This is a genomic window from Mycolicibacter kumamotonensis (assembly GCF_002086285.1).
GTDB classification, from domain to species: domain Bacteria; phylum Actinomycetota; class Actinomycetes; order Mycobacteriales; family Mycobacteriaceae; genus Mycobacterium; species Mycobacterium kumamotonense.
Map to the genome: position 1 here is coordinate 285,575 of NZ_MVHU01000001.1, position 12,024 is coordinate 297,598.

Annotated in this window: 12 protein-coding genes; 4 read left to right on the forward strand and 8 right to left on the reverse strand. The window is 69.5% G+C overall.

The window, feature by feature from the left end:
- Positions 1 to 92: 92 nt before the first annotated feature.
- Positions 93 to 1,508: a DUF4226 domain-containing protein gene (locus BST28_RS01205; RefSeq protein ID WP_083079530.1), complete on the forward strand. Its 1,416-nt coding sequence runs from the start codon at positions 93 to 95 to the stop codon at positions 1,506 to 1,508.
- Between the two features lie 13 nt (positions 1,509 to 1,521).
- Here BST28_RS01205 and BST28_RS01210 read toward each other — a convergent pair whose 3' ends face one another.
- Positions 1,522 to 2,244, reverse strand: a complete 723-nt coding sequence (locus tag BST28_RS01210; protein WP_065288483.1) for a lysoplasmalogenase — start codon at positions 2,242 to 2,244, stop codon at positions 1,522 to 1,524.
- Between BST28_RS01210 and BST28_RS01215 the strand changes: the two genes are divergently transcribed.
- Both BST28_RS01215 and BST28_RS01220 read left to right on the forward strand, forming a co-directional pair.
- Positions 2,243 to 3,193: an alpha/beta hydrolase gene (locus BST28_RS01215; protein ID WP_083079532.1), complete on the forward strand. Its 951-nt coding sequence runs from the start codon at positions 2,243 to 2,245 to the stop codon at positions 3,191 to 3,193. The two genes, BST28_RS01210 and BST28_RS01215, sit on opposite strands and share 2 nt — an antisense overlap.
- A gap of 169 nt (positions 3,194 to 3,362) precedes the next feature.
- Positions 3,363 to 4,904 (forward strand): flavin-containing monooxygenase, encoded by a 1,542-nt coding sequence (locus BST28_RS01220; protein ID WP_083079534.1) that lies wholly within the window; start codon positions 3,363 to 3,365, stop codon positions 4,902 to 4,904.
- Between the two features lie 82 nt (positions 4,905 to 4,986).
- Here BST28_RS01220 and metK read toward each other — a convergent pair whose 3' ends face one another.
- From metK to mihF, 7 genes are all read right to left on the reverse strand, one after another.
- Entirely contained in the window at positions 4,987 to 6,198 is a 1,212-nt protein-coding gene (gene metK / locus BST28_RS01225) for a methionine adenosyltransferase (RefSeq protein WP_065288486.1), read from the reverse strand.
- Between the two features lie 201 nt (positions 6,199 to 6,399).
- On the reverse strand, positions 6,400 to 6,984 hold the full coding sequence (locus BST28_RS01230; RefSeq protein ID WP_019737682.1) for a TetR/AcrR family transcriptional regulator: 585 nt from the start codon (positions 6,982 to 6,984) through the stop codon (positions 6,400 to 6,402).
- A gap of 29 nt (positions 6,985 to 7,013) precedes the next feature.
- Positions 7,014 to 8,372 carry a hydroxysqualene dehydroxylase HpnE gene (gene hpnE, locus BST28_RS01235; protein ID WP_109510927.1) on the reverse strand — a complete coding sequence of 453 codons (1,359 nt, stop codon included), beginning with the start codon at positions 8,370 to 8,372 and terminating at the stop codon, positions 7,014 to 7,016.
- A 75-nt stretch (positions 8,373 to 8,447) separates the two neighbouring features.
- Entirely contained in the window at positions 8,448 to 9,695 is a 1,248-nt protein-coding gene (coaBC, locus tag BST28_RS01240) for a bifunctional phosphopantothenoylcysteine decarboxylase/phosphopantothenate--cysteine ligase CoaBC (protein ID WP_065288488.1), read from the reverse strand.
- A gap of 30 nt (positions 9,696 to 9,725) precedes the next feature.
- On the reverse strand, positions 9,726 to 10,055 hold the full coding sequence (gene rpoZ, locus BST28_RS01245; protein ID WP_019735159.1) for a DNA-directed RNA polymerase subunit omega: 330 nt from the start codon (positions 10,053 to 10,055) through the stop codon (positions 9,726 to 9,728).
- Between the two features lie 37 nt (positions 10,056 to 10,092).
- Positions 10,093 to 10,677, reverse strand: a complete 585-nt coding sequence (gmk, locus tag BST28_RS01250; RefSeq protein ID WP_211662801.1) for a guanylate kinase — start codon at positions 10,675 to 10,677, stop codon at positions 10,093 to 10,095.
- A gap of 52 nt (positions 10,678 to 10,729) precedes the next feature.
- Positions 10,730 to 11,047, reverse strand: a complete 318-nt coding sequence (mihF, locus tag BST28_RS01255) for an integration host factor, actinobacterial type (protein WP_003932123.1) — start codon at positions 11,045 to 11,047, stop codon at positions 10,730 to 10,732.
- Between the two features lie 688 nt (positions 11,048 to 11,735).
- Here mihF and BST28_RS01260 point away from each other — a divergent pair.
- Entirely contained in the window at positions 11,736 to 11,972 is a 237-nt protein-coding gene (locus tag BST28_RS01260) for a hypothetical protein (protein WP_019735161.1), read from the forward strand.
- Positions 11,973 to 12,024 lie beyond the last annotated feature (52 nt).

Genomic DNA, 12,024 nt, shown 5'->3' on the forward strand with positions numbered 1-12,024 from the left:
TGCGCCGACCGCGGCAGCCGCCGGATCACACCCGCGGTGGTCTGTGGATCGGCGACCGCGCCGTCGGTCACCCCCAATTACCTTGCTGCGGTATGCCCGAGGAGCGCGGGGCCCACGCGGAGGCGGCACGCGACCGCGAAGGCGCACTGATAGCTCGAGAGCACGCCTCGGCGCGTACCGATCGGCTGCTGTCGGCGACGCTGCGCGAGGTGGTTCACGGCAACGCCGACGGCCGTCGCCGGCTTGAGGCCATCGGCGCCGAGATCCGCGATGCGCTGGACGATCAGCGCGGCCTGGCCTGCGACACCCCGGCCGGCGCCCGCCAATTCCAGCTCTTTCTGGCCGCCAAGACCCGAGACATCCGCCGGGTGGTCGCCGACGCGGTCGCCGACGACCGCGCCGGTGCGGCGCTGCTAGGCGCGTTGAGTGCCGGCTATGCCGTCGGCTGCGAACCATTGAGCGCGCCCGCGGATCGGGAGCCGAGCACGCTTCGGGGCGTTTCGGCACGGGCGCGTGATCGGATCAACCGGCAACTGCTCGCCGACGACATCAGCCGGGTGGAGAACGCCACCGAGGCGATCAGCGCCGCGGATATGATCCGCTACGACAACGCGTTACGGGTCCGCGACGGGCTTCGGGTCAACGCGCGTGACGATGCAGACCCGGTGCTGCTGCTCGGTTATGACCCGGCGGCGTTCGGCGGTCGGGGCCGCGCTGCCATCGCGATCGGCGATCCCGACGTCGCCGACAACACCACGGTGCTGGTGCCGGGGGCACACAGCAGCGTCCGCGACGGGTACCTGTCGCATCCCGACGGGGTGAACGTCTACCGCGAAGTGGTCCGCGCCGATCCCACCCGGTCGAATTCAGTCATCACCTGGATGGGCTACCGCGCCCCGGACAGTCTGCTTGATCCGTCGGTGGCACAACCGAATTCGGCACGCGCAGGCGGGGCCCTGCTGGCCGCGGACATCGACGCCCTGCGGGCGGCGCACCGTGGCGCCTCGCACATCACGGTGATCGGGCATTCCTACGGCTCGACGACGGTAGCCGACGCCGCGGCGGGCTTCGGGATGCGCGCCGACGACGTGGTGCTGGTCGGCTCGCCGGGCACCGACCTGGCGCGCAGCGCCAAGGACTTTCACCTACCCGACGGAGGGCACGTCTATGTGGGCGCGGCATCCTGGGACCCGGTCACCGGTTTCGCCGGTGAACCGCAGCTGCCCGTGCCCGGCACCGCGGCAACCCTGGGCCTGGGCCGCGATCCGGCCGACGACGGCTACGGCTCGACCCGGTTCAAAGCCGAGACACCGGGGCTGTCCTTCCCGACGGCCGGCCACAGTCACTACTTCACGCCGGGCACCGAGTCGCTGTTCAGCATCGCCGACATCGCCTCCGGCCACGGCGACGCGCTGGAGCACGACCACATGACCGCTCCGCACCGCCGTCGGTTCCCGGCATTCGACCCGGAGCGGCTGCGCCCGGGGACCGGAGACCACCGGCATTGACCCCCAGCGGATTTCAGTGCTCTGCTGCCGGTTCGGCCGGGCCGGAGCGACCGAAGAAGAACCCGGCCGTGATGAGCATTTGCGCCGCCGCATACGTCCACCAGACCGGCGCCGCCAACACCTCACTGTCCAAGACGAACCGGCCGGCTCCGATCATGGCGTCCGAAACCGCGAAGAACACCGCGCCCACCGCGGTCCAACGGGTGGGCAGCTTCGCCAGCAGCGCCGCGCACACCATGGCGCCGAGCACCACGACGTAGACCGTCACCGGGACCGTCATCTGTTCGCGGACCAGGCCGGGCCAGAACGACGCCAGCAGCGCCAGGCAGCTCACGCTGATCAGCCCCACCCCGATGAGCCTGCCCCGGGAAACCGTTGCCAGGGGAACCAACGCCCCCAGAAAACACAAGTGCGCCAGGAGGAATGCGGTCAGACCGGCGACGAACGACGGCTCCCACCACGGGATCGCCAGCAGCCAGTCGCCGGCGGCCGACAGGGTCAATGCGGGGATCAGCCAGCGCGCCTCACGCAGGATCGGGTGCGCGGCGGCGGCGACGACCAGCAACAGCGCCATCGACGACTTGAACGCCGGCTGGCCGACCCAGTGCCCGGTCAACGCCTCCCCCGGCGGCGACCGCAACGCCAGCACGGTCAGAAAGATGCCGTAACCCACACCGACCCAACCGGCCGCAGCCCAGGCGGTGGGAACCAGGCGCGTTGCGTACGGTGTTCTCATGCCGCTCGCCGACGACGACTCCGCTATCGACCCCATAGTGCTGAAGGTACTGGACGCCGTCCCGTTCCGACTGACACTTGCCGACGGCATCGAGGCCGCGCGCCGCCAGATGCGTGACCTGCCGCGCCGCCCGGTGTATCCGGACCTGCCCAGCGACGACCGCGTCATCGCGGGGCCCGGCGGGGACCTGCCGGTGCGCATCTACCGGCCACCGAGTGCGGAAAACGGACCGGTCGGTGTGGTGGTGTTCTTCCACGGCGGCGGTTTCGTCGCCGGCGACCTCGACACCCACGACGGAACCGCCCGCCAGCACGCGGTCGACGCCGACGCGGTGGTGGTGTCGGTGGACTACCGGCTGGCCCCCGAACACCCGTTCCCGGCTGCCGTCGAGGACGCTCTGGCCGCCACCGAGTGGGTGGCGGCACACGCCGGCGAACTGGGCGGGGACCCGGCCCGGCTCGCGGTGGCCGGTGACTCGGCCGGCGGCAACCTGGCCGCGGTGGTGGCTCAGCTGGCCCGCGACGCGGGCGGCCCGGCGATCGCGTTTCAGCTGTTGTGGTACCCGGCCACCACTTACGACATCACCTTGCCGTCCTTCACCGAGAACGCCCACGCACCGATCATCGACCGTGATGCGATCGCCGCGTTGACCCTGGCCTATGCCGGCGGGGTCGATCTCAGCGATCCGCCGCCGACGCTGGCGCCGGCGCGCGCTGTGAATCTGGCCGGCCTGCCGCCGGCCTACATCGCGGTGGCCGGCCACGACCCGCTGCGCGACGACGGCATCCGCTACGGCGAACTGCTGGCCGCCGCCGGGGTGCCGGTGCAGGTGCACAACGCCAAAACACTGGTGCACGGCTACCTGGGCTACGCCGGGGTGATCCCGGCGGCTACCGAGGCCGCCGACCGCGGGCTGACGGCGTTGAAGACGGCCCTGAGGTCCGAATAGTCCTGAGGCCGTGGCGGTGGCGTGAGGCCAGGTCACCCCTGGGCTCCCCCGACCTCGACCGGTCGTTTCGCGCCGGTCAGGCGCGCCGGATTCGGGTTAACGCGCACCGCCCCTCGGCGCGGCGCGCTACCGTCGAGCGTTAGAGCGACGAGGAGCCACCGTGACAGCCGTGACAGCAAAGCCCGACCACGAGGTGCTGATCGTCGGCGCCGGGTTCTCCGGCATCGGTGCCGCGATCGGCCTCGACCGCGCCGGCATGCCCGACTATCTGATCCTGGAGGCCGGTGACGGGGTCGGCGGCACCTGGCACTGGAACACCTATCCCGGTATCGCAGTGGATATTCCGTCGTTCTCGTATCAGTTCTCCTTCGAGCAGAGCACCGAGTGGTCGCGCACCTACGCACCGGGTCGGGAGCTGAAGAACTATGCCGAGCACTGCGTCGACAAGTACGGGCTGCGGTCGCGAATCCGGTTCGGCACCACGGTGCTTGCCGCGGTATTCGACGAGGAACACGGCTGGTGGCGGGTGGAAACGCAGCCCGGCGGTTCAGCGAGGCTCGACGAAGGAGAGGCGAAGCTGGAACCGCCGCATCGGCACAGCGAAATGGTCACGGCCCGGTTCCTGATCAATGCCAGCGGGGTGCTCACCACACCCAATCTGCCCGATATCGACGGTGTCGACACGTTCGCCGGGGTGAGCATCCACACCGCGCGCTGGGACCATTCGCAAGACCTGACCGGCAAGCGCGTCGCGGTGATCGGCACCGGGGCATCGGCGGTGCAGGTGATCCCCGAGATCGCGCCGATCGTCTCTGAGCTCACCGTTTTTCAGCGCACCCCGATCTGGTGCTTCCCGAAATTCGACGTACCGCTGGCGTCACCGCTGCGCTGGGCGATGAAGCTGCCCGGCGGCAAGTCGGTGCAGCGTCTGGTCAGTCAGGCCTTCGTCGAAGCGACCTTCCCCATCGCCGCGCAATATTTCACGGTGTTCCCGCTGGCCAAGCGGATGGAGTCGGCAGGGCGGGCGTACCTGCGCCGACAGGTGCGCGACCCAGTGGTGCGTGAGCAGCTCACCCCGCGCTACGCGGTGGGGTGCAAGCGCCCCGGCTTCCACAACACCTACCTGTCGACGTTCAACCGCGACAACGTGCGGTTGGTCGTCGACCCCATCGCTCGGATCACCCCCACCGGCGTCGTCACCGCCGACGGAACCGCCCACGACGTCGACGTCCTCATCCTGGCCACCGGGTTCAAGGTGATGGACAGCGACAACATCCCGACATTCGCCGTCACCGGGGCCGGCGGCCAGTCGCTGAGCCAATTCTGGGACGAGCACCGCCTGCAGGCCTACGAAGGGGTCAGCATCCCCGGATTCCCCAACCTGTTCAGCGTTTTCGGCCCGTACGGCTACGTCGGGTCGTCGTATTTCGCGCTGGTCGAGGCGCAGACCCATCACATCGTGCGCTGCCTGAAACGCGCTCGGCGGCGCGGCGCCACCAGGGTGGAGATCTCCGAGGCGGCCAACGCCCGCTACTTCGACGAGATGATGAGCAAACGGCACCGCCAGGTGTTCTGGCAGGACAGCTGCCGGCTGGCCAACAGCTACTACTTCGACAAGAACGGCGACGTCCCGCTGCGGCCCACCACCACGGTGGAGGCCTACTGGCGCAGCCGGCGCTTCGATCTCGACGACTACCGGTTCAGCGCCTGATCCTTACGGCCAGCAGACACAAAATCGCACGCCGCGGTGGCCGCGGGTGCGATTTTGTGTCTGCTCGCGAAGAAGAGACGCGCTAGATGGCGCGCCTGAGCTCGTCGACCTTGTCGAGCCGTTCCCACGGCAGGTCGATGTCGGTGCGACCGAAGTGCCCGTAGGCGGCGGTCGGCGCGTAGATCGGACGCAGCAGGTCCAGGTCACGCACGATCGCGCCCGGGCGCAGGTCGAAGACCTCGGGCACGATCTTCTCGATCTTGACCGGGTCGACGGTGGCGGTGCCGAAGGTCTCGATGAACAGACCGACCGGGGCGGCCTTGCCGATGGCGTAGGCCACCTGGACCTCGACGCGCTGCGCCAGGCCGGCGGCGACGATGTTCTTGGCCACCCAACGCATCGCGTAGGCGGCCGAGCGGTCCACCTTCGACGGGTCCTTGCCGGAGAAGGCGCCGCCGCCGTGGCGGGCCCAGCCGCCGTAGGTGTCGACGATGATCTTGCGTCCGGTCAGACCGGCGTCACCCATCGGCCCGCCGACGACGAAGTTACCGGTCGGGTTGATCAGCACGCGCGTCGACGAGGAATCCAGCGTCTCGTGGGCGAGCTCGGCGAGCACCGTGGAGATGACGTGTTCCCGCAGATCGGGGTCGAGGGTGTTGACCAGGTCGATTCCCTCGGCGTGCTGGGTGGAGATGACCACGGTGTCCAGCCGGGTCGGGACGTCGTCTTCGTACTCGATGGTGACCTGAGTCTTGCCGTCGGGGCGCAGGTAGGCCAGCGTGCCATTCTTGCGGACCTCGGTCAGCCGACGCGACAGCCGGTGGGCCAGCGCGATGGGCAGCGGCATCAACTCCGGGGTGTCGGCGATCGCGTAGCCGAACATCAGGCCCTGGTCGCCGGCGCCTTGGGAGTCCAGCGGGTCGGCCGCACCTTCGACGCGGGCCTCGTGGGCGGTGTCCACGCCCTGAGCGATGTCGGGCGACTGCGCACCGATCCCGATGTTTACCCCGCAGCTGGCACCGTCGAAGCCCTTCTCCGACGAGTCGTAGCCGATCTCGAGGATGCGCTCGCGCACCGTGTTGGTGATGTTGGCGAACGCTTCGCGGGCGTTGGTCGTCACCTCACCGACCACGTGCACCTGGCCGGTGGTGACCAGGGTTTCCACCGCAACACGTGAACGAGGGTCATCGGCGAGCAGAGCGTCGAGCACCGAGTCGCTGATGGCGTCGCAGATCTTGTCGGGGTGGCCCTCCGTCACCGACTCACTGGTGAACAGCCGTCCCTTTTCGCTCACAATGTCGCCTTCCGGGTAATCGATCCAAAAGTTAGCTCGGGCAAATATAGCTTTGCGGTCCTCGGGAGAGCCTGGCAGCCCGATGTGCATCCCCCGGTACGACGAGCCGGGTAATGGCTGTGCTGCCCCGCGTCCAGAAAATCCTCGACAACATCCCCCACGACGAGAAACCTGGACGACTCGGCCCTGCGAGCGCCCACTCTACCGTCCCGCCGCCGGTGTCGCCGTCTCGACCCGGACCGCCCAGGCGACCAGTGACCGCAGATAACTCAGTACCAATTCGTCCGGGTGAGCTCGCGGATCGGTGAGATGCAGCAGAGCCAGTTCTTCCAATGCCGACAACAGCAGCCGCATCGTCACACCGTCGGCGTCGATCGGGTGACCCGCCGACCCGGAGAGCCGGCCCGCGGCGATGCTGCGGGCATAGCGCCGCCCCATCTCGGTGCGGGCCTGCAACTGCGGCGGGGCTCCCGCGGGCGGGCTCAAGATGATGCGCCAGCTTGTCGGCGCCGCGTGCAGGTAGGCCAGGATGCCGCGGCCGATCGCGTCCGGGTCCTCGGCGAGGGCGCTTTCCAGGCTCCGCATTCCGGCGAAGGCGATCTGCGATTCCCGGTCGAGCAGCGCCGACATCAGGCCGGCGAGATCGCCGAAGTTCTGGTACACGACCGTCCGGGTGACCTGCCCGGCGCGGGCAACCCGGTCGATGGTCACCGCGGCGAAACCCTCGGCGGCGACGATGTCGCGGGCGCAGTCCAGCAGCTGGTTGCGACGGGCCGCGGCCGGCATCCGCCGCCTCGGCGACGCCGGCTGGGCGCTCACCTCGACGCCGGCAGTTCGAGCAGCAACGCCACGGCACGGGCCGCGCTCTGCGCGGCGCTCTCCATCGTCGCCGACCAGTCGGTACGGGTCCAGTCTCCGGCCAGCACCAGGCTCGGCACCGAGGTGCGCTGGTCTGGGCGCAGCCCATCGGTGCCCACGACCTGCGAGAAGGTCGCCTTGGGCATCTTGACCACCTGCGCGGCCACCACATTCGCCTCGGCGGCGGACGGATAGTAGCGGCGCAGCAGCTCCATCTGCTCGGCCACGATCTGGTCGTTGGTGCGGTGGATCTGTTCGTAGGCACCGCTGGTGGTCAGGCAGTACAGCCATGCCCCGTCCGGTTCCCGGCGCTGCATCCGCTGGCGGTCGAACACCTCGTCGATGATGCCTTTGCCGCCGATCACCGCCTCCATCGCCGCCTCGGTGCCCAGCGGCCGGTCCAGGTAGAGGTTGGTGCTCACGATCGGCGTGTGGTGCAGCTTGTCCGCCGCGGCGTAGATCTCGGCGTGCTCGGGCAGGTCGTCGAGCAAGCCGCCGATGTTGGAGTTGGGCACCGCGCACACCACAGCGTCGGCCGGTAGCGTAGTGCCGTCGGCCAGCTCGACGGCGCGGACGGCGTTGTCCTCCACCACGATTCGCCGGGCTACCGCGCGGTATCGCACGTCGACGCCGAACCGGTCGAACACGGCGAGTGCACCCGAGATGTAGAGGGTGTCGAGGTCGGTGGTGGGATAGCCGATCGTCACCGCACTGCGCTGACGCAGGCCGAGCCGGATACCGGTGGCGAGCACGTCGGCGAAGACCTTGGCCGAGCCACGTTCCACCGGCTCGGCGGCGATGCCGAGCGCGAGCCAATCCCAGACCGCCTCCCGGGCCGAGGCGGGCATCCCGACCCGGCGGAACCATTGGTCGGTGGTGAGGTCGGGTAGATCGGCGGGTTGAAACAGGGCCTGGTGCGTCAGCCGTGCGGTCGCCACGCCCGTGCGCAGCCGGTCGAGCAGGCCGGCGCGGGGGTGCACGCCGAACAGCGTCCGCAGCGCGCCGAGTCCGCGGGTCGCCATGGTGGTGGTGGCGCCCCCGGGCCAGCGCAGTGTGCCGCCGGTCGGAAACTCGACCATCGACCGGGTGCCGACGCTGGTCAGGTACCGGAACAGGTGCTCATAGCCGCTGGCGATGACGTGCTGGCCGTTGTCCGGGACGTCGGCGATGCCCTCCACCTTCATCGCGTGGGTGCGTCCGCCGAGCCGCCCGCGCCGTTCCAGCAGGGTCACCTTCTTTCCCGCCTCGGCCAACCAGACCGCCGAGGCCAGCCCCGCCAAGCCGCCCCCGATCACCACGTACCGTCGATCGTCCACGGCTGACTCCTCCCGAATAACTTACGAGTTGTAAGTTACCCGCGGGCTCGCAGGCGATCAATGCGTGCGGCGGAACTATCCGCCGCCGCCCAGGAACGCCACGACCGCGTCCACGATGCGGCTGGCCATCAGTGTTTTGGATCCGGGCTCCAGGGCGGACTCGGTCCCGTCAGCGGCCAGCAGCCACCCGTCGTTGTGGTCGACCTCGAACGCCCGGCCTTCCCCGACCGCGTTGACCACCAGCAGGTCGCAGCCCTTACGCTGGAGTTTCGCCCGGGCGTGGAACAGCACGTCGCCGTTCTCGTCCCCGGTCTCGGCGGCGAAACCGACGATGGCCCGCATGTGGGGCAACTGGCCGTCGGCACGCGCCCGGACCGCGCCGGCCAGCACATCGTCGTTGCGGACCAGGTCGATGGTGGGGGGCCGGTCATCCTCCCCCGGACCCTTCTTGATCTTGGCCTGCGCCATCCGGGCCGGGCGGAAATCGGCGACGGCCGCGGCCATCACCAGCACCTGCGCCTCGGGGGCGTGCTTGCTCACCGCGTCCTGCAGTTGCTGCGCCGAGCTGACATGGACCACGTCGACCCCGGCCGGATCGATCAGGCCCGCGGTATGCGCGGCGATCAACGTGACCTCCGCGCCGCGCTGAGCGGCCACCCGCGCCACCGCGTAGCCCTGTTTGCCCGAGCTGCGGTTGCCGATGAACCGGACCGGGTCGATGGGCTCCCGGGTGCCGCCGGCGGTCACCAGCACCTTCTGCCCGGCCAGGTCGTAGGGCAGCGCGTCGGGCCGCTCCAGCAGCAGGGACGCGAAGGTGTTGATCTCCTCGGCCTCGGGCAGCCGGCCGGGTCCGGTGTCGGTGCCGGTCAGCCGGCCCGAGGCGGGTTCGAGAACCACCGCGCCGCGCGTGCGCAACGTTGACACGTTCTCTCGGGTGGCCGGATGCTGCCACATCTCGGTGTGCATGGCCGGCGCGAACAGCACCGGGCAGCGAGCGGTGAGCAGCGTGGCCGTCAGCAGGTCGTCGGCGCGGCCGGCGACCGCCCGGGCCAGCAGATCGGCGGTGGCCGGCGCCACCACCACCAGGTCGGCCTGCTGGCCGATGGCGACGTGGGGAACCTGCGGGACGTCGTCGAAGACACCGGTGTGCACCGGTTGCCCGGAGAGCGCCTCGAAGGTGGCCGCCCCGACGAACCGCAGTGCGGACTCAGTAGGCAGCACCTGCACCGAGTGACCCGCCTCGGCAAGCTGCCGGACGACCGTGCATGCCTTGTATGCGGCGATACCGCCGGAGACGCCGACGACGATCCGCTTGCGCTCCACCGGTACCGACCCGTCCCGCCCCGGCCTCAGCTACTCGCCTTCGGTGTATTCGAGCAGGTCGCCGTGGATCTCGCGCAGCGCGATGGACAGCGGCTTCTCCTGGAGGCCGGGCTCGACCAGCGGCCCGACGTACTCGAGGATGCCCTCACCGAGCTGGTTGTAGTAGTCGTTGATCTGCCGCGCCCGCTTGGCCGCGTAGATCACCAGCGCGTACTTGCTCGACGCACGCTGCAGCAGCTCATCGATGGGCGGGTTGGTGATGCCCAACGGCGTGTCGTAGCCGCCGATCAACGCCGGGTCGAACTCGTCGGTCTCGCCGGACGGCGAAAGGGTGGCCGAGTCGGCCTTCGAGGTACTCACTAAGACAATCTCCTGGCTATTGATGGCTGGGGGTGGGTCACGCCTGTGGCGGTCGTCCGGGCCGACAGACTGCGTCCGGTGCGGATTCCACCAGCAAGGATACCAATTCTGAGCAGGCGGTTTCCAATCGACTGTTGACCACCACCGCGTCGAAGTCTCCTTGCGCCGCCAGCTCGGTGCGGGCGGTGGCCAGTCGGCGTTCCATGACCTCCGCGGATTCGGTGCCGCGCCCGACCAGCCTGGCCTGCAGCGTCTCCCAGTCCGGCGGGGCCAAAAACACCGTGACGGCCTCCGGCATGGCCTTCTTGATGGCCCGGGCCCCGGCCAGGTCGACCTCGATCAAGACGGGCCGACCCGCCCTTGCCGCCTCAGCGACCGGGGCGGCCGGGGTACCGGATCGCTGCAGGCCACCATGGATGTCGGCCCACTCCAGCAGCGCGTCGGCCTCGATCAGCCGGTCGAACTCCTCTGGTGTCACGAACCGGTAGTCGACGCCGTCCACCTCGCCGGGCCGCGGGGCCCGGGTGGTGGCGGACACGCTGAAGTACAGGTCCGGTACCCGCTCGCGCAGGCACCGGACCACGCTCGACTTACCGACCGCGGATGGACCGGACAGCACCATCACGCGCCCCGCGCGCCGGCTGTCCGGTCCTCCACCGGCATTCACCGACAGGTCAGGAGAAGTCGAACTTCTCCAGCAGCGCCTTGCGCTGCCGGTCGCCCAGGCCGCGCAGCCGGCGGGTGGGGGCGATCTCCAGCTCGGTCATGATCTCCTGCGCCTTGACCTTGCCGACCTTCGGCAACGCCTCCAACAGCGCAGAGACCTTCATCTTGCCCAGGACCTCGTCGGTCTCGGCGTCCTTGAGCACCTGCTTGAGGTTGGTGCCGCCACGCTTGAGCCGGTCCTTGAGCTCCGCTCGGGCCCGACGCGCGGCCGCCGCCTTCTCCAACGCGGCGGCGCGCTGCTCGTCGGTCAACTGGGGAAGGGCCACGATTCCTCCGTCTCGTCATCATCGACAACGTCGATGTTCTCCTTGTCTCGGCCGGGTACTCCCGCCAGAGACGACGACCGTACCCACGCCGTCTGACGAAATCTAACCCCACCCCCGCTTTCCGGCTACAAATGCCCAGCGTGCGGTGGCTGCACAGGGGAGCCAGGCCGGGGTCGCGCCTCGGGCCGGAGGCCAAAACCATGTTCTACCTGCGTGTTTGCTGCGACGGGGTGGGCGTGACGGCGTACTCGGCGCAGCCCTCGGGCGCCCCGGCGGGCCGGTGGGCGCCGCTCAGCATTGAATTCGCACCTCACGGCGTGTCGGGCGTGTCGGACCGGGCACAACTACGCGCCGTAGTAGCCAATGTCCATCGTGCGGGCGCGGTCCCGGCGCCTCAGCTACCCCCAAACCGCAGCCGGCCGCACGACGGCCATCCGGCGTCGGGGGCCGGGGTCAGCACGGGATGCGCGGTGCCGCCGGGCGCCGATCGGGGTGCGCCCACCGCACGGTCACTCGGCTACCACGAGGCCCACATCCGCGGCGCAGCCCGCGCTGTGAATCCGGTGAGGAAGATCGTATCTCTTGCTGCCCGTTGGTATTTCACAGCCGTCGCGGATTGCGTTGTCAGCCTCTTCGAGGGTTGCTCCGGTTAGGTCGAGGCAGCGAAAATCTCAAGGGGGTCGGTCTCATGAACATCGGGCGCATCCTGGTGGCCGCGGTGCTGTCGGCAAGCGTCGCGATGGGCGGCCTTGTCGGTACGGCAGCCGGCGTGGCGAACGCGGCGACCGGCTTCGCCACCACCAAAGAGACCCCGACTCCGCAGCCGATTCCGGGCGTGACGCTCGATCACCACGACCGGAAGAAGCTCGAGAAGTACCTCAAGAAGCACCCCGAGATCGCCGTGCCCAGCCCGGGCGCGCCCTAGCACCTGATGCGCAGCGGCGGGTCACCGTATCGGTGGCCCGTCGCTGGATTCT

What these genes read in the sequence shown, in the direction of transcription:
- BST28_RS01215 (WP_083079532.1), top strand. Translation starts at nt 2,243, where the DNA reads ATGCCGCTCGCCGACGACGACTCCGCTATCGACCCCATAGTGCTGAAG.
- BST28_RS01205 (WP_083079530.1), top strand. Translation starts at nt 93, where the DNA reads ATGCCCGAGGAGCGCGGGGCCCACGCGGAGGCGGCACGCGACCGCGAA.
- BST28_RS01230 (WP_019737682.1), bottom strand. Translation starts at nt 6,984, where the DNA reads ATGCCGGCCGCGGCCCGTCGCAACCAGCTGCTGGACTGCGCCCGCGAC.
- gmk (WP_211662801.1), bottom strand. Translation starts at nt 10,677, where the DNA reads ATGGTGCTGTCCGGTCCATCCGCGGTCGGTAAGTCGAGCGTGGTCCGG.
- BST28_RS01260 (WP_019735161.1), top strand. Translation starts at nt 11,736, where the DNA reads ATGAACATCGGGCGCATCCTGGTGGCCGCGGTGCTGTCGGCAAGCGTC.
- BST28_RS01210 (WP_065288483.1), bottom strand. Translation starts at nt 2,244, where the DNA reads ATGAGAACACCGTACGCAACGCGCCTGGTTCCCACCGCCTGGGCTGCG.